Source organism: Pseudomonas sp. KU26590, assembly GCF_026153515.1.
Taxonomy (GTDB): Bacteria; Pseudomonadota; Gammaproteobacteria; order Pseudomonadales; family Pseudomonadaceae; genus Aquipseudomonas.
The window spans coordinates 148,761-169,211 of record NZ_CP110644.1 but is presented as its reverse complement, the minus strand read 5'-3'; the positions used below and the strand labels follow the sequence as shown (position 1 = coordinate 169,211).

18 protein-coding genes are annotated in these 20,451 nt (G+C 60.6%); 7 read left to right on the top strand and 11 right to left on the bottom strand.

What is annotated here, in order from left to right:
• Positions 1-110 precede the first annotated feature (110 nt).
• Together OKW98_RS00760 and OKW98_RS00755 are read right to left on the bottom strand one after the other, a co-directional pair.
• Positions 111-494 (bottom strand): PaaI family thioesterase, encoded by a 384-nt coding sequence (locus OKW98_RS00760; protein WP_122623487.1) that lies wholly within the window; start codon positions 492-494, stop codon positions 111-113.
• The gene (locus OKW98_RS00755) at positions 494-2,818 is read right to left on the bottom strand and encodes a Tex family protein (protein WP_265387578.1); all 2,325 of its coding nucleotides are present in this window, start codon (positions 2,816-2,818) and stop codon (positions 494-496) included. The genes OKW98_RS00760 and OKW98_RS00755 overlap by 1 nt, the downstream gene beginning before the upstream one ends.
• Before the next feature lie 280 nt (positions 2,819-3,098).
• Here OKW98_RS00755 and ompR point away from each other — a divergent pair, with 280 nt between their 5' ends.
• Positions 3,099-3,839 carry a two-component system response regulator OmpR gene (gene ompR / locus OKW98_RS00750; RefSeq protein ID WP_065987440.1) on the top strand — a complete coding sequence of 247 codons (741 nt, stop codon included), beginning with the start codon at positions 3,099-3,101 and terminating at the stop codon, positions 3,837-3,839.
• Positions 3,840-4,005: 166 nt separating this feature from the next.
• A complete protein-coding gene (locus OKW98_RS00745) occupies positions 4,006-5,319 on the top strand; it encodes an ATP-binding protein (RefSeq protein ID WP_265387577.1) in 1,314 nt (437 codons plus the stop codon).
• Between the two features lie 81 nt (positions 5,320-5,400).
• Here OKW98_RS00745 and rimK read toward each other — a convergent pair whose 3' ends face one another.
• The 3 genes from rimK to OKW98_RS00730 all read right to left on the bottom strand — a co-directional run bounded on the left by rimK (position 5,401) and on the right by OKW98_RS00730 (position 7,574).
• Entirely contained in the window at positions 5,401-6,306 is a 906-nt protein-coding gene (gene rimK / locus OKW98_RS00740; RefSeq protein ID WP_065987438.1) for a 30S ribosomal protein S6--L-glutamate ligase, read from the bottom strand.
• Complete coding sequence (locus OKW98_RS00735) at positions 6,303-6,734, bottom strand: ATP-dependent zinc protease (RefSeq protein ID WP_416148565.1); 432 nt, start codon at positions 6,732-6,734, stop codon at positions 6,303-6,305. The genes rimK and OKW98_RS00735 overlap by 4 nt, the downstream gene beginning before the upstream one ends.
• 66 nt (positions 6,735-6,800) lie before the next feature.
• Positions 6,801-7,574, bottom strand: a complete 774-nt coding sequence (locus tag OKW98_RS00730; RefSeq protein WP_265387576.1) for an EAL domain-containing protein — start codon at positions 7,572-7,574, stop codon at positions 6,801-6,803.
• Between the two features lie 118 nt (positions 7,575-7,692).
• Between OKW98_RS00730 and OKW98_RS00725 the strand changes: the two genes are divergently transcribed.
• Entirely contained in the window at positions 7,693-8,094 is a 402-nt protein-coding gene (locus OKW98_RS00725) for an RNA-binding S4 domain-containing protein (protein ID WP_265387575.1), read from the top strand.
• A 65-nt stretch (positions 8,095-8,159) separates the two neighbouring features.
• On the opposite strand, the gene OKW98_RS00720 is transcribed toward OKW98_RS00725, so the two are convergent.
• A complete protein-coding gene (locus tag OKW98_RS00720) occupies positions 8,160-8,969 on the bottom strand; it encodes a phosphatase PAP2 family protein (RefSeq protein WP_265387574.1) in 810 nt (269 codons plus the stop codon).
• A 98-nt stretch (positions 8,970-9,067) separates the two neighbouring features.
• On the opposite strand from OKW98_RS00720, the gene hslO reads away from it, so the two are divergent.
• Together hslO and OKW98_RS00710 are read left to right on the top strand one after the other, a co-directional pair.
• On the top strand, positions 9,068-9,970 hold the full coding sequence (gene hslO / locus OKW98_RS00715) for an Hsp33 family molecular chaperone HslO (protein WP_265387573.1): 903 nt from the start codon (positions 9,068-9,070) through the stop codon (positions 9,968-9,970).
• 191 nt (positions 9,971-10,161) lie between these two features.
• The gene (locus OKW98_RS00710; RefSeq protein ID WP_265387572.1) at positions 10,162-11,703 is read left to right on the top strand and encodes a phosphoenolpyruvate carboxykinase; all 1,542 of its coding nucleotides are present in this window, start codon (positions 10,162-10,164) and stop codon (positions 11,701-11,703) included.
• 267 nt (positions 11,704-11,970) lie between these two features.
• On the opposite strand, the gene OKW98_RS00705 is transcribed toward OKW98_RS00710, so the two are convergent.
• The 3 genes from OKW98_RS00705 to OKW98_RS00695 all read right to left on the bottom strand — a co-directional run bounded on the left by OKW98_RS00705 (position 11,971) and on the right by OKW98_RS00695 (position 14,313).
• A complete protein-coding gene (locus OKW98_RS00705) occupies positions 11,971-12,690 on the bottom strand; it encodes a hypothetical protein (protein ID WP_265387571.1) in 720 nt (239 codons plus the stop codon).
• Positions 12,691-12,786: 96 nt separating this feature from the next.
• Positions 12,787-13,473 (bottom strand): hypothetical protein, encoded by a 687-nt coding sequence (locus OKW98_RS00700; protein WP_265387570.1) that lies wholly within the window; start codon positions 13,471-13,473, stop codon positions 12,787-12,789.
• A gap of 33 nt (positions 13,474-13,506) precedes the next feature.
• Positions 13,507-14,313, bottom strand: a complete 807-nt coding sequence (locus OKW98_RS00695) for a hypothetical protein (RefSeq protein WP_265387569.1) — start codon at positions 14,311-14,313, stop codon at positions 13,507-13,509.
• A 243-nt stretch (positions 14,314-14,556) separates the two neighbouring features.
• Here OKW98_RS00695 and OKW98_RS00690 point away from each other — a divergent pair, with 243 nt between their 5' ends.
• Positions 14,557-16,488, top strand: coding sequence for a RecQ family ATP-dependent DNA helicase (locus OKW98_RS00690; RefSeq protein WP_265387568.1), 1,932 nt, complete (start codon positions 14,557-14,559; stop codon positions 16,486-16,488).
• A 54-nt stretch (positions 16,489-16,542) separates the two neighbouring features.
• Entirely contained in the window at positions 16,543-16,971 is a 429-nt protein-coding gene (locus OKW98_RS00685; protein WP_265387567.1) for an acyl-CoA thioesterase, read from the top strand.
• A 70-nt stretch (positions 16,972-17,041) separates the two neighbouring features.
• On the opposite strand, the gene OKW98_RS00680 is transcribed toward OKW98_RS00685, so the two are convergent.
• Complete coding sequence (locus OKW98_RS00680) at positions 17,042-17,500, bottom strand: glycine zipper domain-containing protein (RefSeq protein WP_265387566.1); 459 nt, start codon at positions 17,498-17,500, stop codon at positions 17,042-17,044.
• A gap of 618 nt (positions 17,501-18,118) precedes the next feature.
• Positions 18,119-20,449, bottom strand: a complete 2,331-nt coding sequence (locus tag OKW98_RS00675) for an FdhF/YdeP family oxidoreductase (RefSeq protein WP_265389859.1) — start codon at positions 20,447-20,449, stop codon at positions 18,119-18,121.
• Positions 20,450-20,451 lie beyond the last annotated feature (2 nt).

Here is a 20,451-nt window from a genome sequence, read left to right as displayed (position 1 = left end):
CGTCGATGGCCCTAACGCCGATGCCCGTCGCTGATCGTTCCTACAAGGAAATCAGATAATTTCGACACTGCTGAACAGTGCCGAAATTAACTCATAACGCTATCTGACAGCTAGACGATCGCGAACGTGCCCTGCGCTTTGGCCACCAGCTTGTCGTTCTGGCGAACGTCGGCTTCGACCACCAGCGTTCGGCGTCCGGCATGCAGCACCGTGCTGGTGCAGATGACCTCGCCCTCCGCCACGGCGCGCATGTAATTGATTTTGCATTCCACGGTGACACTTTGTTTGTCGAAGCCGTGGGCGCTGGAGCAGGCCAGCCCCATGGTGATGTCGACCAGACTGAACAGCGCGCCGCCATGCATGACATTGCCGCGATTGCGCAGGTGCGGCTCAAGCGGCAGGGCCACGACGGCGACACCCTCGTCCAGTTGCACCACCCGGCAGCCGAGCGTCTTGAAGTAGGCGCTCTGGGTCAGTTCATCAGGGATATCCATCAGCGCTTCTTCAATTGCTTGGCGTTGGCGAACAGCGACGCCATCGGATTGTTGCTTGGCGCCGGGGTGGCGGCTTCCTTGCGAGGGGCGTTGCCTTGCTGCTGACGCGGCGCCGAACCAGGACGGGCACCGCGAGCGCCGTCGACTTTCTCGCCCGGCGTGTCGCTCATGCGCATTGACAGACCGACGCGCTTACGCGGGATGTCCACCTCCATCACCTTGACCTTCACCACATCGCCAGCTTTGACCGCTTCGCGAGGGTCCTTGATGAACTTCTCCGAAAGCGCAGAGATATGCACCAGACCGTCCTGATGCACGCCGATATCAACGAACGCACCGAAGTTGGTGACGTTGGTGACCACGCCTTCGAGAATCATGCCCGGCTGAAGATCCTTCAAGTCTTCAACACCGTCCTGGAACTCGGCGGTCTTGAACCCCGGACGCGGATCGCGGCCCGGTTTTTCCAGCTCTTGAAGGATGTCGGTGACGGTAGGCAGGCCGAAGGTTTCGTCGGTGAATTTCTTCGGGTCCAGACGCTTCAGGAAGCCTGCGTCGCCGATCAGCGAACGAATATCACGATCGGTCTGGGCGGCAATGCGCTGCACCAGGGGATACGCCTCAGGGTGAACGGCTGACGAATCCAGCGGGTTGTCACCGTTCATGACGCGCAGAAAGCCTGCGGCCTGTTCGAAGGTTTTCTCGCCCAGACGCGGGACTTTCTTCAGCGCCGCACGGGTCTTGAACGCGCCGTTCTGGTCGCGATGGGAAACGATGTTCTGCGCCAACGTGGTGTTCAGGCCGGAAATCCGCGCCAGCAGGGCCACGGAAGCCGTGTTCACATCCACACCCACGGCGTTCACGCAGTCTTCTACCACCGCGTCGAGGCCGCGGGCCAGTTTGAGCTGCGAGACGTCATGCTGATATTGGCCGACGCCGATGGACTTCGGGTCGATTTTTACCAGTTCGGCGAGCGGATCCTGCAAGCGGCGGGCGATGGAAACAGCGCCGCGGATCGAAACATCGAGGTCCGGGAATTCCTTGGCGGCGAGTTCCGACGCCGAGTACACCGAGGCGCCGGCTTCAGAGACCATGACCTTGGTCATCTTCAGGCCTGGATACTTTTTGATCAGATCGCCGGCCAGCTTGTCGGTTTCGCGGCTGGCAGTGCCGTTGCCGATCGCGATCAGGTCAACCGAATGCTTGGCGCAGAGGGCTGCCAGCACGGCGATGGTCTGATCCCACTGGTTTTTCGGTACGTGGGGGTAAACCGTGGCGTAGTCCAGCAGCTTGCCGGTGCTGTCGACGACGGCGACCTTGCAGCCCGTGCGCAGGCCCGGGTCGAGGCCCAGCGTGGCGCGTGGCCCCGCGGGTGCGGCCAGCAACAGGTCGTGCAGGTTGTGAGCAAATACGTTGATCGCTTCGGTTTCGGCACCTTCGCGCAGCTCGCCGAACAGGTCGGTTTCGAGGCTGGAGTACAGCTTGACCTTCCAGGTCCAGCGCACGACTTCGGCCAGCCACTTGTCCGCAGGTCGGTTCTGATTCTGCAGGCCGAAGCGCTCGCTGATCATCATTTCGCAGGGGTGCAGAGTGCCGGGCAGCTCTTCGCCGACTTTCAGCGCCGAGCTCAGCACGCCCTCGTTGCGACCCCGGAAGATCGCCAGCGCACGGTGCGACGGCATGCTCTTGAGCGGCTCGTTGTGTTCGAAGTAATCGCGGAACTTGGCGCCTTCTTCCTCTTTACCCGGCACTACACGGGCACTGATCACGGCTTCGTGCTTGAGGAAGCTGCGCAGCTTCTCCAGCAGCGTCGCGTCTTCAGCGAAGCGCTCCATCAAAATGTATTTGGCGCCTTCGAGCACGGCCTTGACGTCGGCGAAGCCTTTTTCGGCATCGACGAAGCGCGCGGCTTCGGTTTCCGGGGCCAGGGTCGGATCGTTGAAGATGCCGTCGGCCAGCTCGCCCAGGCCGGCTTCCAGCGCGATCTGGCCTTTAGTGCGGCGCTTCTGCTTATACGGCAGGTACAAGTCTTCCAGGCGGGTCTTGGTGTCGGCGAGCTTGATGTCGCGCGCCAGTTCAGGGGTCAGCTTGCCTTGCTCTTCGATGCTGGCGAGGATGCTGATGCGGCGCTCGTCGAGTTCGCGCAGGTAGCGCAGGCGCTCTTCCAGATGACGCAGTTGCGTGTCATCGAGGCTGCCAGTGACTTCCTTGCGGTAGCGAGCGATGAACGGCACGGTTGAGCCTTCATCCAGTAGCGCGACGGCCGCTTCGACCTGTTGCGGGCGGACGCCGAGTTCCTCGGCGATGCGGCTGTTGATACTGTCCATAAAACCACCTGGCAAATGTGTGTGCATAAAATCAGCGGCTGGCGAGCCGCCTTGAACGAGCGTTGCCTGACCTTGAAGGCGGCGCATTATACCCAGTGAGCCCTCAATAGGGGATCGGCCCGTCGACACGCCGGTTTCAGCCCGCGCAGCCGCTGTGAATCGCCTTCAAGTGACTGAGCGAGAGCACCCATGTAGATTCAGGAAAAATCTGCTAACAATGCACACGGTGCGCATAACTGCAGCTACGCCATAATGCGCGCCGAGATCAAAGGAGCTTCCAATGAGCAGCACTGCACAAACGGCTGAAGGCGAAAAAATCCTCATCGTTGACGATGACCCGGGCTTGAGCAGCCTGCTAGAACGCTTTTTCAACAGCAAGGGCTATCGCGCCCGGGCTGTGCCCAACGTGGAGCAAATGGATCGGCTGCTGGCGCGCGAAGTGTTCCACCTCGTGGTGCTGGACCTGATGCTGCCGGGCGAAGACGGCCTGTCCGCCTGCCGCCGTCTGCGCGCCGCGAACAATCAAGTCCCCATCATCATGCTCACCGCCAAGGGCGACGAGCTCAGCCGCATCAAGGGCCTTGAGCTCGGCGCTGATGACTACCTCGCAAAACCTTTCAACCCTGACGAACTGATGGCCCGCGTCCGCGCCGTGCTGCGTCGTCAATCCGCACCCGTCCCTGGCGCGCCTGCCACGGAAGACGAAACCGTCACCTTCGGCGATTACGCTCTTTCGCTCGCCACGCGCGAGCTCAAGCGTGGCGATGAAGTGCACATGCTCACCACCGGTGAATTCGCCGTGTTGAAGGCGCTGGTCATGCACGCCCGTGAGCCGCTGACGCGGGACAAACTGATGAACCTGGCCCGTGGCCGCGAGTGGGACGCGCTGGAGCGCTCCATCGACGTCCAGATATCCCGTCTGCGTCGTCTGATTGAAGTGGACGCTGCCAAGCCGCGTTACATTCAGACGGTCTGGGGAGTGGGTTATGTTTTCGTGCCGGACGGCGCCAACAAGCAGTAACAGCAAGTTCGACGGTAACCTGCCGGGCCTGTTTTACGCCCGCCTCCGTTAGCCAGTCACCTCGATGTTCGCGAAAGCGGCCATTGGCGTGACTGGTTTTTGCTGTGTCATGTGTTCCGCAAATTCGCGAGCCCGGCTCGCTTCCGCAAAGTGTGTAGCTGCTGTTATGAAGACACCGCTCTGGTTCCCGCAAAGTTTTTTCTCCCGCACCCTGTGGCTGGTGCTCATTGTCGTGCTGTTTTCGAAGGCGCTGACCCTCGTCTATCTGCTGATGAACGAGGATGTTCTGGTTGATCGCCAATACAGCCACGGCGTTGCACTCACTTTGCGGGCTTACTGGGCGGCCGATGAGAGTGACCGGCAGACCATCGCCGACGCCGCCGGGCTGATCCGCGTGGTGGGCGGCGGTGTGCCGGAAGGCGAGCAGCACTGGCCATACTCCGAAATCTATCAGCGGCAAATGCAGGATGAGCTGGGCGCGGACACTGAAGTGCGCCTGCGTGTCCACGCGCCCCCGGCGTTGTGGGTGAGGGCGCCGAGTCTCGGCGATGGCTGGCTGAAGGTGCCGCTGTACCCGCATCCGTTGCGCGGGCAGAAAATCTGGAGCGTGTTGGGCTGGTTCCTGGCGATCGGATTGCTGTCGACGGCCTCGGCATGGATCTTCGTCAGCCAGCTCAATCAGCCGCTCAAACGGCTGGTTTTTGCCGCCCGCCAGCTAGGTCAGGGACGTAGTGTTCGCTTGCCGGTGGGCGACACGCCCAGCGAAATGACCGAGGTGTACCGCGCGTTCAACCAGATGGCCGAAGACGTTGAGCAGGCAGGGCAGGAGCGTGAGCTGATGCTGGCCGGGGTGTCCCACGATTTGCGGACGCCGCTGACCCGGCTGCGTCTGTCGCTGGAATTGATGCCGGCCAACAATGAGTTCATGGAAGGCATGGTCCGCGACATCGAAGACATGGATGCCATCCTCGATCAATTCCTGGCATTTATCCGGGACGGGCGCGATGAAGAGGTCGAAGAAGTCGATCTGGTCGAACTGGTCCACGAGGTCGTCGCGCCGTACAACAACCCGGTGGAGCAGGTCCGGCTATGCCTGGAGTCGATTCCGCCTTTCCCGCTGCGACGGGTTTCCATGAAGCGGCTGCTCAATAACCTCATCGGCAATGCCATGCACCATGCCGGTGACGGCGTTGAAGTGGCGGCCTATGTTTCTGGCGACAGCGGTGCGCCCTACGTGGTGCTGAGCGTGCTGGATCGCGGTATGGGGATTGATCCGTCGGAGCTGGAGGGCATTTTCAATCCCTTCATCCGTGGTGATCGTGCCAGAAGTGGCAAGGGGACAGGGCTTGGCCTGGCGATCGTCAAACGCATTGCGGCAATGCACGGTGGCAATGTCGAGTTGCGTAATCGTTCGGGAGGCGGGCTGGAGGCCAGGGTTCGGTTGCCGTTGGGGTTGCTGCTGCCACGAGACGCCGATTGATTCGTTACTGATTCTGCCTGGAGGCCACAGCCGAGCGACTTGCTCGCAGCGACGACCTCCTTGCAGAAACCCGCTTGCGCGTTAGCCCTTGCCCTTGGTGCGGGTCATGTGCGGGCCGCCGTTTTTCTCGATGTACTCGATTATTATCCCCGCGACATCCTTGCCGGTGGTGGTTTCAATGCCTTCAAGACCGGGCGATGAGTTCACCTCCATCACCAGAGGCCCGTGGTTGGAACGCAGGATATCGACGCCCGCGACACTCAGGCCCATGACCTTGGCCGCGCGAATGGCCGTCATGCGCTCTTCCGGGGTGATCTTGATCAGGCTGGCGGTGCCGCCGCGATGCAGGTTGGAGCGGAATTCCCCGGGCTTCGCCTGACGCTTCATCGACGCAATGACCTTGTCACCCACCACGAAACAGCGGATATCGGCGCCACCGGCTTCCTTGATGTACTCCTGCACCATGATGTCCTGCTTGAGCCCCATGAAGGCCTCGATCACGGATTCAGCCGCGGTCGCGGTTTCGCACAGCACCACGCCGATACCTTGCGTGCCTTCGAGCACTTTGATCACCAGAGGTGCGCCGTTGACCATCTGGATCAGGTCAGGGATGTCGTCCGGTGAGTGAGCAAAGCCGGTGACGGGCAAGCCAATGCCTCGACGTGACAAAAGCTGGAGCGAGCGCAGCTTGTCACGGGAGCGCGCGATGGCGACCGATTCATTGAGCGGGAACACGCCCATCATTTCAAACTGACGCAGCACGGCACAGCCGTAGAAGGTCACGGAGGCGCCGATGCGGGGTATCACCGCATCAAAGCCTTCCAGGGGTTTACCTCGGTAGTGAATCTGCGGCTTATGACTGGCAATGTTCATATAGGCGCGCAGGGTATCGACCACCACGACCTCATGGCCGCGCTGAATCCCAGCTTCGACCAGACGACGAGTTGAATACAGACGCGGGTTTCGCGAAAGCACAGCGATCTTCATGCAGCACCTGTGACAGAGAGATTTGAAGCCGGGAACACCGGCTTGTCCTGAATATATGTAACACCCGGATTGACCACCAATTGGCCGTCAATCAGGGCTTTGGAACCCAGCAGCAAGCGGTAACGCATGGCCTTGCGGCAGGCCAGCGTGAATTCCACCGGCCAGACACGATCCCCCAGCGCCAGCGTCGTGCGAATGACGTAGCGAACCTGGGCGTGGCCGTTGGAGCTTTTAATGGTTTTCATCGCCACCAGTTGAGCCTCACAGCGACGGTGACGCAGCTGCACCACCGTGCCCAGATGAGCGTTGAAGCGCACCCATTTCTCACCGTCCCGTTCGAACGGCTCGATTTCAGTCGCGTGCAGGCTGGAAGTGCTGGCGCCGGTGTCGATTTTCGCGCGCAGACCGGCGACCCCTAAATGGGGCAGCGCCACCCATTCGCGAAGGCCGATGACTGTCAGATGATCAAATGTTTTCAAAGCATATCCATTGGTTTACACGTTCTGCCAGGCGCCGGCTTCAATGTGCGCCAGCGCCTGGAATGCAGGCTTGGCGAACCAGTAGCCTTGCATGAGGTAAATGCCGCAGTCGGCGAGGAAGTCTCGTTCGCCAGCATCTTCGATGCCTTCGGCGATCACTGTAACGTTCAGGTCCGTACACATTGTGACAATGCCGCGCACGATGGCCTGCCGTGCGGGATCCAGATGGACGTTGCGCACCAGCGCCATGTCGAGCTTTATCAAGTCAGGCTGAAAGTCGGCGAGCAAGGTCAGCCCCGAGTGCCCGGCGCCGAAGTCGTCGATGGCGGTCTTGAAGCCAAACTGGCGGTACTCGCGAAGAATGTTGGTCAGGTGGCTGTTGCTGCACACGTGCTCGGTTTCGACGGTCTCGAAGATCAGCCGGTCCAGCGGAAAGTTGTGAGCGCGGGCCGCTTCAAGGGTGCTGCGAATGCACAGTTCGGGGCGATACACCGCATTGGGCAGGAAGTTGATCGACAGGTATTCGTCCATTCCCAACCGGGCGGCGGTTGAAATCGCGCGGGTTCGGCACAATTGATCGAAACGGTAACGGTTGGTGTCGTCAACCCGGCTCAGGACGGACAGCGCCCCCTCGCCGTTGACCCCACGTACCAACGCTTCATGGGCAAACACCGAACGGTCGCGGATATCCACGATAGGCTGATAGGCGAATTCAAATTCGAGATCCAGCGCGGAGCTTTCTCTGCAGCCCTGGCACCCACCAGTCAATGACGTTGGGAAGTCTGTCACGTCGTTCTCCTGATACCGGTGCTTTAGTCTTGGTGGGCAGTGTAAACGAGGGTGGCGGTTACTGCGTCCCCGGCGTGACGTAGTACGATTCTGACCATCACACGATTGAGGAATTCAGATGACACAGAAGTCAGACGAGGACGACAAAGTCCGTCTGGACAAATGGCTTTGGGCGGCGCGCTTCTTCAAGACGCGTGCGCTGGCGAAAGCGGCCATTGAAAGCGGCAAGGTTCATTGCCGCGGCGAGCGTTGCAAGCCGGGAAAAGAGCCGCGCGTAGGGGATGAGTTGCAGATCAGGGCGGGCTTCGATGAGCGGACCGTGGTGGTTCAGGCGTTGTCGATTGTCCGCCGTGGTGCCCCCGAGGCTCAGTTGCTGTACAGCGAAACCCCGGAGAGCCTCGCCAAACGCGAGCAAGCCGCCGAGATGCGCAAGGCCGGTAGCCTTGGCGTCACCACCGACGGCAGGCCGACCAAAAAGCAGCGTCGGCAGTTGTTTCATTTTCGCTCGAGTGACGACTGACGATCTCGCCGTTTTCCAGGGTCGCGAATTCGTCGACCCCGGACTGCTCAGTCGCGACAGGCAGCTTACAAATGAGAGCCCTGCTTCATGATGCTCAGGCATTTGAGTAACGGTAGGCGGCCCAGCACATTGAAGACGGGTGCAGTCAGTCGAAACAGGAATCCGCTAGCGGTGGCCACGAACGGGGTGTAGCAGCTCCAGGCCAGCGCGAGCAACGCGATCATCACGCCGCCAATGTAATCGTCCTGACCCCAATGTGCGCCGGCGACCAGGCGCGGCATCATGAACAGGAACGCCAGCGCCCAGATGACCACGCGCTGGCCTGCTGTGCGGCTGTAGACGCTCATGAACATCGCCCAGATCAACAGCACCGAGGCGTGGTCGCCCGGAAAACTCTGGCTGGAACGGTCCTTGAGCTGCCACTTGTCTTCCAGCTCCGGGAATATCTCGCTGAGCTTGATGGCATCAGGGATCATCACCGACGCGCTGTCATGTTGCAGCGCGCTGTGGTCGATGATCTTGGAAAACACCGTCCGGATGACCAGCAGCAGGATCAGCGTCAGCACAAAGCCGATCAGTGCGGCACGCGTTTGTAAGGATTTGAACACCCAGTCGCCCTTTATAAGCAGCGTGAGTAGAACCAGGCCGACGACGATATCGAAGGGCCGCATACTGGCAATCGTCCAGATCCACAGCCACGCTTTGTTTTGCAGGAGCGGGCGGTTCAGGAGGTGAAACAGGCCCTCGTCGAAGTGAGTGAAAGCCGCGTGGCCCGTGGGCCAGATCCACAGCAGCAGCAGTGCCAGCGCCCCCAGATTACACAGCAAGAATTTTTTGGCGTTCCACCTGGGTTGGAACAATGCGGGATAGTCCATAAAATGCCCCCATCGGCATGACAGTGCACCAAGCGGTGCGAAACCGCGCTTTATAGGCGCTTGTCATCATTTTGTCATCTATTCAGATACCTTCTCCTATGCCTGATTTTCCGGACACCGATTACACCCAGCGCTTTATCTTTGACGAGAGCGACGTTCGCGGCGAGCTCGTGGCCCTTGAGCGCAGCTACGCCGAGGTGCTTGCCAAGCACCCGTATCCCGAGCCAGTCGCTCAGTTGCTCGGCGAAATGCTCGCCGCCGCTGCGCTGTTGGTGGGCACGCTGAAGTTCGACGGTCTTCTGGTCTTGCAGGCCCGCTCGCCTGGACCGGTGTCGCTGCTGATGGTCGAGTGCTCCAGCGAGCGTGAATTGCGCGGCATCGCGCGCTACGACGAAACCCTGGTCACGCCCGACGCCACGCTGCTCGACCTGATGCCCGAGGGTGACCTGACCATGACCATCGACCCGCGTCAGGGCAAACGCTATCAGGGCATCGTGGGCCTGGACGGCGTCGACCTGTCGGCGTGCCTGTCCGAGTATTTTGTGATGTCGGAGCAGTTGCCGACGCGCTTCTGGATCAAGGCCGACGGCAAGCGCGCGCGCGGGCTGCTGCTGCAACAGTTGCCGGCTGAGAAACTGAAAGATCAAGAAGAGCGCGACGCCAGCTGGCAGCATGTCAATGTGCTGGTCGACACCCTGACCGCCGAAGAGCTGCTCAGCCTGACCAACGAAACCGTGTTGAAACGGCTGTTCCACGAAGACGTCGTGCGCATGTTCGACGTCCAGCCGCTGGTGTTCCGTTGCAGCTGCTCGCGCGAACGTTCTGGCAATGCGTTGGTCAGTCTTGGTCTGGAAGATGCTCAGCAGTTGGTGATCGAGCATCACGGTGCGGTCGAGATCGACTGCCAGTTCTGCAATCAGCGCTATCTGTTCGATGCAACCGATGTAGCGCAGCTGTTTGCAGGGGGAGGGGTCGATACCCCTTCCGATACCCGCCATTAATGTAGTGCGGGCTCTGCGCTGAAAGCTTTCCGCCCGGCCCGCTTGACTCTTCTTCATGTAGTTCTGACAGGAGGGCCCTACCTTTTTTGGGCTTTTCTGGCATAATCCGGCCACTTTTTAGCTGTAGTAGTGTTGGTTTTTCTACTACAAAACGTTTGGAGCACTCGGCCATCGAGCCGACGGGGAATCTCATGACGCAAGCCAATAACGCCGTTCACACCGATCTCAGTGTCGACGATCTGGTTAAAGAAGCCCTCAAACGCGAAGAAGGCGTGCTGTCCGATACTGGCGCACTCGTCGTGGAAACAGGCCACCGTACAGGCCGCTCGCCTGTCGACCGCTTCATCGTTGATGAACCGACCACTCAGGCCGCGATCGCCTGGGGCCCGATCAACCGCAAGTTCCCGGCCGACAAGTTCGACGCCCTGTGGGCGCGTGTCGAGGCGTTCAACAACGCCCAGGAACACTTCGTTTCCCACGTTCACGTAGGCGCAGCCGAAGACCACTACCTCGCGGTCAAGATGACCACGCAGACTGCCTGGCAGAACCTTTTCGGTCTCTGCCTGTTCATCAATCCGGCCCAGTACAACCCGGCCGGTCGTGAAGAGTGGCAAGTGCTCAACGTGGCCAACTTCGAGTGCGTGCCTGAGCGTGACGGCACCAACTCCGACGGTTGCGTCATCATCAACTTCGCCCAGAAGAAGGTCCTCATTGCCGGTATGCGTTACGCCGGTGAAATGAAGAAAGCCATGTTCTCGGTGCAGAACTTCCTGCTGCCGGCCTCCGACGTGCTGCCAATGCACTGCGCGGCCAACATCGGTGAAGACGGTGACGTGACGCTGTTCTTCGGTCTGTCCGGCACGGGTAAAACCACGCTGTCCGCCGACGAGACCCGTTACCTGATCGGTGACGACGAGCACGGCTGGGGCGAAGGCGTTGTCTTCAACATCGAAGGCGGTTGCTATGCCAAGTGCATCGACCTCTCCGAGAAGAACGAGCCGGTTATCTGGAAGGCCATCAAGCACGGCGCCGTTCTGGAAAACGTGGTGCTGGACGCAGCCGGTCATGCCGACTATGCCGACAGCAGCCTGACCCAGAACAGCCGCGCCGCTTACCCGCTTGAGCACGTTGAAAAACGCTCCGAGAAGAACCTGGGCGGCGAGCCAAACGCGGTGATCTTCCTGACCTGTGACCTGACCGGCGTGCTGCCACCGGTGTCGATCCTCAGCGAAGAACAAGCGGCCTACCACTTCCTGTCGGGTTACACCGCACTGGTCGGCTCCACTGAAATGGGTTCGGGCTCTGGCATCAAGTCGACGTTCTCAACCTGCTTCGGCGCACCGTTCTTCCCGCGCCCTGCTGGCGAATACGCAGAGCTGCTGATCAAGCGCATCCGCGGTTTCGGCTCCAAGGTCTACCTGGTCAACACCGGCTGGACCGGCGGCGGCTACGGTGTCGGCAAGCGCTTCAACATTCCGACCACCCGTGGCGTCATCGCGGCCATTCAGAGCGGCGCGTTGATCGGTGCAGCAACCGAGCACCTCGACACCGTCAACCTGGATGTCCCGACTTCCGTGCCGGGTGTTGAAACCGTACTGCTCAACCCACGTAATACCTGGGCTGACAAGGCGGCGTACGACGAAGCAGCCAAAGCATTGGCCGGCCTGTTCATCGAGAACTTCAAGAAGTTCGAAGTGAGCGACGCGATCAAGGCAGCGGGTCCGAAGCTGTAAGATCGGAGCCTGCTTAAAAAAACCGCCCTTCGGGGCGGTTTTTTGTTGGCGGGTGTTTATGCCGTCAGAAGTTTGGGGCATATGCACGCGGCAGTCTTGACACCAATCCCTTGTAGGAGCGCGCTTGCCCGCGATCACGGTGTATTTGCGACGAAGATGGAAGCTGACAGATTGCTATCGCGGGCAAGCGCGCTCCTACAGTAAATGCGGTTCAGTCAGCGAGTCGGGCTCTTGCCGTAGGCGAACAAGCACTGCGGACGGATAGATTTACCCTTCAGCCTTCGTGGTCACCGGAAAATCCTGGGTGATGTCGAAGCTGCCCTTCGCCACAACGCTCTTCGCATTACACAGCTTGGCGTCGAACCCCGGATGGCGTTCGCCGTGCTCGGCGGCGTACGCAGCGGCTTCCCGTGTGCATTCGTCGGTGGGTTGCTCAGGGGACAGCGCCGCGTTGAACTGAAACGTACCGATCAACCGGTAGCGGTCGAGCAGTTTGTTGGGGGAGCTGAGTTTCTCGATTTTGCTGAAGACGAGCTGGACGTTGCTGTTGTTGCCGCCCTTGTCCGCATCGAAATACTGATAGTACGAACCGGTGTCGTAGGAAGCGCTGTTTTCATCGTGGGCCACTTCGACGCGGCCACCCTGAAACATGATCGCTTTCTTCTCCTGATCAGGGTCGTCGAAAGAGAACCCAAGGATTGGCCCGATGCTGACTTCATTGCGGTCGCCTTCGGCTTCCTGGTCCGCGCTCAGGGTCAGCCAGTTGGAGCCGGGCAGTTTGCCGGGCAAGAAGCCAACGCCGACCTGATCCCCCGTCGCCTGGTAGTGCAGATTGAGCGCGCCGCTCACGTCCACCGTCATTGACTTCGACAAGCCACGCGCATCGGCAGTGGCCGGAGCGGGTTTGTCGGCGTCGTTGTCGCCGCACCCCGCAAGCGTGGCAATCGTGGCAGCGAGCAAAAACGGCAGGTAGCGGGTGTGAATCATGGGGTCTTCCTGAAGTGATCGGCGTGAAAGCCTCTGCTTGGCGAAGGGTATGACCATGAATTCGGAGGGAGGATCGCAACGTCGCATAAAAAGTTGCTAGCCCATGGGGTTGAAGCCGCTCGCTGCGCTGCAATAGCGCTGGTGGGAAGCGTCATCGCCGCCTTTGCGGCACTCATTCCGGAACCAGACCTTCGCGCCCTTGCGGCACTCACGGAACTCGATTGAGCCGCGCCTGAGGTTGGCGCAGACGCTGGTGCTGTCAATCTGATTATCCAGAACCAGCCATTGCGCGGTGTACCAGGCTTTGCCGTCCCACTGCTGGACAAGCCGTGTTTCGCTGACCTGCTCGTGCTGTCTGGCGACCCGCTGCTGGCCCGCTTTGAACTCTGCCATGTACGCCGCAGAAACCATTCCCTGCGCTTGCGGATTATCGCGGGGTTGAGGGTGTTGACCGAAGCGGCAGCGCACGACGGATTCGTCAATCACGTTGCCTTCCTTGATGCAATCCGCCAGAGGCTGCGGGACGTCCGCCCGGGATTGCGTGACAGGGCGGCGTGCTTCAAAGGTTGTTGGCGTGACCTCGATATCGCGAGGGGCCGGAGGCGCAGTCTGTTCGGGACGGCGCTCATGCAGGAAGAGGTAAACACAGCCGGCAAGGGCGGCCGTCAGCAGGAAAACATTGCGGTACAGCGTCGAGCCAGCAACGACGCGGCGGCGGGGCCGGAGATCGTCGTCAGCACTCAGACGCTCGCTGCGCGTCCAGTCGTCCGGGTCATGCTTCATCCGTTCTGGCCCCGTCAACCCAAAGACATGAGGTCACGGCTGATACGTCCGCGCGGCTTCGCAGTATTGCTCTTGGGCCAGTTTGTTCTTGTCACTCTTGTCTTTGGCGAGGCGTTTGCTCCAGTCGCTGCACATGTCTTTGAAGTACGGCGCAGCGGCGCGGCGGCATTCGCGGTGCTCCACGCTGTCGGCGAGAAAGTTCATGCACACGCTGCTGACCTCAACGTGGTTGTTGTAGATGCGATAGCGGGCTTCGTAGCGATTGCGGCCGTCGATTTCACGGATGAACACGCCTGCCACTTCATAGCGTCGCGCGGGCTCGGTTTTGGGCTTGGCGGCAACGGTCTTGTAGTTGGCAAGGTAGCGGTCTGAAACCATGCCTTGGGGGCGGGCGGCAGGGGCGTCGCTGGCCTGGGCGTCACCGAAGCGGCAGTTGATGACGTCCCGGTCGATGACGTTGCCGTCTTTCAGGCAGGTGTCGAGCGGCCGCGCGGTGGCGGGCTGCGAGACATCAGCCTTGGGGGCGATATAAACGACTTGTTCGACGTTACGCACTTGAGCAACAGGTTGTACCGGTTCGGGCTCACTGACGACTTCTGCGATGGGCGGCGCGGGAATGACCGTCGCTGCCGGCTTGGGTGTGCGAAACATCTGGGCGATAAGAAAGATAATTGCGATCAGCAACGCGAGGCAGATCAGAATGCTACTGAACGGCCAGTTGCCCTTGCCGGATGCGGCGGTTCGCCGGGCAGGATGAGAGCCAAGCACAACATCGAACTGACCGGGCGCCAGACGTTGCATGGTGAGCCCGTCATCCTCGGGCTGGGGTTTGGATTGCATAGCCTCTCCTTGGCGAATCTTGTGTTGTCGACCTGTTTGCAGTCGAACGGCGCTGCCTGGCGTGCAGCGGATTGATACGTCGCGCGAGATTAATCGTCGGAGTGCCGTTTTGCCAGCACTGCGCGCGGTGTTTGTGTCCGGGATGTATCCTGTCCGATATTTCTGTAATGGTTTAGGTGTATTGCGCCCAGACCCACCGCGCTATGGTTCACGCCCTTGCGACGGTCAAAGGAGTGGCAGCACATGCATCAAACCCTTGAGCAGGTTTTCGGTTATCGGCAGTTTCGCGACGGACAAGAGGCCGCCATCAGTGCGGTGTTGGCAGGGCGCTCCGCCGCTGCGATATTTCCCACCGGTTCCGGTAAGTCCCTCTGCTATCAGCTGCCGGCACTGCTGCTGCCGCACCTGACGTTGGTGGTGTCACCGCTGTTGGCGTTGATTCAGGACCAGCTGGCTTTCCTTCAGCGACATGGCATTGCGGCGGCGAGCATAGACTCCGCGCAAAGCCGCGACGACGTGGCGGATGTCATGGCCAGGGCCCGCTCCGGTGAGTTGAAAATCCTGATGATTTCCGTCGAGCGCCTGAAGAACGAGCGCTTCAGGCATTTCATCACGCAGGTGCCGATCTCCCTTCTGGTCGTAGACGAGGCGCACTGCATCTCCGAGTGGGGCCACAACTTCCGCCCCGACTACCTCAAGCTCCCAGACTATCAGCGCGAATTCAACATTCCCCAGGCACTGCTCCTGACGGCCACCGCGACACCTCAAGTCATCGACGACATGCAGAGCAAGTTCGGCATCGCGCCGGACGATGTGGTGACGACCGGTTTCTACCGGCCCAACCTTACCCTGCGGGTTGAACCGGTCCCGGGCCGAGACAAGCGCCGGCGTCTGGTGGAGTGGCTTGGCCAACGGGCCGGGCAGCCGAGCATTGTCTACGTCACGCTGCAGAAGACCGCCGAGTTTGTGGCGGCCCATCTGTCGCAGAACGGCATTCCGGCAAACGCCTACCATGCGGGCCTGCCCCACGATAAGCGCGAGTCGATCCAACGCCAGTTCATGGACGGGCGCCTGAACTGCATCGTCGCCACGATCGCTTTCGGCATGGGCATCGACAAGAGTGACATCCGCAACGTCGTGCATTTCGATTTGCCCAAATCCATCGAGAACTACAGCCAGGAGATCGGTCGTGCGGGTCGCGATGGGGCAACCTCGGAGTGCCTGGTCCTGGCCAATCGCGACAGCCTGAACGTGCTCGAGAACTTCGTGTACGGCGACACGCCGGAGCAGGAGGGCATCCTCCGGGTGCTGGAAGACCTGCAAAGCGCGCGAAACGACAGTCAGTGGGAGTTTCTGCTGGCGCCCTTGTCGGACCTCAGCAACATCCGCCAACTGCCGCTCAAAACGTTGCTGGTGCAGCTGGAATTGCGCGGGATCATTGCGCCGCGTTATTCGTATTTCGCGGAATACCGCTTCAAATACCTGATCGAGCCGCAGGTGCTGGTGCAACGCTTTCAGGGCGAACGACGTGAGTTCGTGCAGGCGCTGACCGAGACATCAAGCCGGGCGCGAACTTGGGCGACCGTAAACTTCGACGCGATGTATCAGCAGTATCAGGCCGAACGCGGGCGAGTGGTGACGGCGCTGGATTTCTTTCAGGAGAAAGGCTGGATCGAACTTGAAAGCAAGCAGATGACCGAGGTCTACAGCCTGATCGCAGCCGACTTCGACGCGCAGGCGCTGAGCGAGGCGTTGCATGACTACTTCGTCCATCACGAAAAGACCGAAGTCGCGCGTATCCACGCCATGCTCGAACTGTTCGCCAGTGATCAGTGCCTCAGTTATCGCCTGGCCCAATACTTCGGCGACGACCGTGCGCCTGAGCATTGCGGGCATTGTTCGGTGTGCGAGGGGCATGTGGCCGTGCTCCCCGAGCCGCCAGCCTTGACGCCTTGGAGCGAGCAGAACTTCCCGGACCTGTGCAGCGAGTTCGTCGGCAAGCACCTTGAGGCCCGAGGGCATGAGCCGGGTGCGGAGTGCCTCACGCGGTTTCTTTGCGGGATCAGCGTGCCGATGTTTACCAGGCTCAAGGCCCGGACCATCGGCGGGTTTGCGGCGCTGGAGGCGTATCCGTATGCGCAGGTGCGTGAATGGATTCAGCGCCAGATTCAATAGCTGTCGAAGACTTCATGAACGAAGAAACCCAACAGACACACCGGAGGGAGCCCCATGAACGACACCCCGCAGCGCGCCGACTACCGCCACTTCCAGCCGATCGTGACGCGCTGGCACGACAACGATGTGTACGGCCATATCAACAACGTCACGTACTACAGCTTTTTTGACAGCGCGGTGAATACCTACCTGATCGAGCAGGGCGGGCTGGATATCCATGACGGTGCCGCGGTGGGGTTTGTGGTGAGTTCGTCGTGCGACTATTTCGCGTCGATCGCCTATCCGGAGCTGATAGAAGTCGGGCTACGGGTTGGCAAGCTGGGCAACAGCTCGGTGCAATATGAGTTGGCGGTGTTCAAGGCGGGGGAAGACGAGGCGCGGGCGGCCGGGCGTTTCGTGCATGTGTTCGTGGATCGTGCGTCCAACCAGCCGGTGCCGATTCCGGCGGGGTTGCGGCAGGCGCTTGAGCGATTGCTGGTCTGAAAATGAAACCGGCCGCGTCATGGGCGGCCGGTGTTCATCGGGTCAGGTGCGCGAGTCGGACTCGACGGTGTCAGTCACGGTGCTTGCGATGACCGTACGCGTGGCCGCGACCGTGTTTGTAGTCGCGGCGATCGCCACGGTAGCCACGGCCTCGGTCGTCGTCACGGCGGCTTTCGTCGCCCATGTAGTTGCCGAGTGCGCCGCCTGCGCCGCCGCCTGCTGCAGCGCCGATCAGGCTGCCCGTGCTGCCGCCGACACTGCGGCCAATCACGTTGCCGCCAGCGGCACCCAGGCCGCCGCCGATTGCCGCTTCGGTACGGTTCCGGCGGTTGGCGCCCACTGCGCCACCGGCCGCGCCGCCAAGGCCGGCACCGATTGCCGAACCTGTGCTGCCGCCGACCTGTTGGCCAACGACGGAGCCGAGTACCCCACCCAATGCGCCGCCCACGCCGGCCGTCACGTTATCGCCTGCTGAGGCAAAACCGCTGACCAGTGAGAACGACAACAACAGAATCGAGGAATACTTCATGTAGGGATGCTCATAGGGATGACGCCGCGATCCTGCAAGTATGAAGAAAATGTCACAATCGAATTCCGACGAGTAACACGACCTGTATACAAAACGCTAACTTATTGTTTTGGCTTGGGAACCTAAGTCAGGTGGGTGAGTCATACGCTACTTGATAAAGGCCCGAATCTCGCGATTCGGGCCTTTTTTGTGCCTGACGAATACCTGAAATGCAGAAGCGCTTGCCCGATATATCGCCGTCGACTGCTAGCAACTCACACGTTTGAATCCATGGGGCTTGCTCGCGAACACAATCTTCGCAGCACCTTAACCTCGTCTGACCTACCGCGTTCGCCAGCAAGCCGGCTCCTATGGATCTTGGCACCACCTTCAACATAGATCTCGTGTGAAAGTGCGCTTGCCCGCGAGGGCGCTCGCTGCCAACAAATGGCAGCTGACACCCCTTGATCCGTAGGAGCCGGCTTGCTGGCGAACACAGTCTCCACAGCATCCAGAACGTTGCTTGACCAACTGCTTTCGCCAGCCCAGGCATGAATACCGTATCTCAGGCTGCACTGAAGTTGATCTGCCGACGTCTTCGCGGGCAAGCGCGCTCCTACAAGGGTTTTCAGCTCAGGATCAAAGGATCCGCGCCTTCTCCACATGCCGTTCCAGCTTGATCGCGACGAACTTGGACGTTGGCGTGCTGCTGCCGTCGCCCACGCTTTCCAGCGGTACCAGCGGGTTCACTTCCGGGTAATACGCAGCGGCCTGGCCGGCCGGGATGTCGAACGGCAGCAGGGTGAAGCCCTTCACGCGACGCTCGATGTCATCGCCCCAGATCGACACGATGTCCACTTTCTGACCCGGTACGAAGCCCAGACGAATGATGTCGGCCTCGTTCACGAACATCACGTCACGCTGACCTTTGACGCCGCGATAACGGTCGTCCAGTCCATAGATAGTGGTGTTGTACTGATCGTGAGAACGCATCGACTGCATGATCAGGTCCGGCACGATGCCTGTCCCGCGCACGCTTTCGTGCACCAGATCGCTCGGCAGTACGTTCGCCTTGAAGTTGGCCCGCGCACTTGGCGTGTTCCACCGACGGGAGCCTGCGGCGTTACCCAGATAGAAACCGCCCGGGTTCTTGATCTTCTCGTTGAAGTCCTGGAACGACGGAATGGTGTCGGCGATCAGGTCGCGAATGCGGCGGTAGTCCGCCACCAGCCACAGCCAGTCCACCGGCTGCTTGCCCAGCGTTGCGTTGGCGATGCCCGCCAGGATCGAAGGCTCGGAACGCATCAGCGGCGACAGCGGTTTGAGCTGACCGTTGGACGCGTGGACCATGCTGAACGAGTCTTCAACCGTCACCGCTTGCGGGCCTTCGGCCTGGATGTCGATGTCGGTACGGCCGAAGCACGGCAGAATCAGCGCTTCCTTACCGTGGGCCAGATGGCTGCGGTTGAGCTTGGTGCTGATCTGCACGGTGAGGTCGCAGTTGCTCAGGGCTTCGAAGGTGCGCGGGCTGTCCGGGGTTGCCTGGGCAAAGTTGCCGCCCAGACCGATAAAGACCTTTGCGCGGCCTTCGAGCATCGCGTGAATCGCTTCGACGACGTTATGGCCGTTTTCACGCGGCACCTTGAACTGGAAACGTTTCTCCAGCGCATCGAGGAAGAACGCCGGCGGACGCTCGTTGATGCCCATCGTGCGGTCACCCTGCACGTTACTGTGGCCGCGCACCGGGCAAAGGCCTGCGCCTGGGCGGCCGATGTTGCCGCGCAGCAGCATCAGGTTGGAGACTTCCTGGATGGTCGGCACCGAATGGCGATGCTGAGTGATGCCCATCGCCCAGCACATGATCACGTTCTTGCCCTTGGCGTACATGCGCGCGGCGAGTTCGATGTCAGTCAATGGCAGCCCTGACTGCTCGACGATGAACTCCCACGAGGTGTCGTCGATGGCGGCCAGGTATTCCAGTACGCCATTGGTGTGTTCGTTGAGGAAGGTGTGGTCGAACACCGACGGCGCGTTGTTCGCCTGGGCTTCACGTTCCCACTGCAGCAAGAACTTGGCCATGCCGCGCAGCAGGGCCATGTCGCCGCCCAGTGCCGGACGGAAATACGCCGTGTTGGTCGGCTCGGAGCCGTTGCTGAGCATTTCCAGCGGATGCTGCGGGTGCTGGAAACGTTCCAGGCCACGCTCTTTCAGCGGGTTCACGCAGACCACTTGCGCGCCACGCTGGACCGCTTCACGCAGCGGCTCGAGCATGCGCGGGTGGTTGGTGCCCGGGTTCTGGCCGAGGACGAAAATCGCGTCCGCGTGTTCGAAGTCCTCGAACGTCACGGTGCCTTTGCCGACGCCTACGCTTTGCGAAAGCGCAACGCCGCTGGCTTCGTGGCACATGTTCGAGCAGTCAGGGAAGTTGTTGGTGCCGTAGGCACGCACGAACAGCTGATACAAATACGCTGCTTCGTTGCTGGCACGGCCCGAGGTGTAGAACTCGGCCATGTTCGGGCTTGGCAGGTTGTTCAGGTGCTTGGCGATCAGCGCAAAGGCATCTTCCCAGGCGATCGGCTTGTAGCGATCGGTCTGGGCGTCGTAGACCATTGGCTCGGTCAGGCGGCCCTGGTATTCCAGCCAGTAATCACTTTGTTCGAGCAGCGAGCTGACGCTGTAGCGAGCGAAGAACGATGCATCGACGCGGCGCTTGGTCGCTTCCCAGTTCACTGCCTTGGCGCCGTTTTCGCAGAACTTGACCATGCCGCTTTCCGGCGAATCGCCCCACGCGCAACCCGGGCAGTCGAAGCCGCCGTTCTGGTTGGTCTTGAGCATCGTGCGGATGTTCTTCAGCGCGTTGTCGCTGGTCAGCCAGAAGTGGGCGACGCTGATCAATGCGCCCCATCCGCCGGCCGGGCCTTTGTAGGGCTTGTAGCGGGGGGTCGATACCTTGTCGGCTTCTTTATGCATGC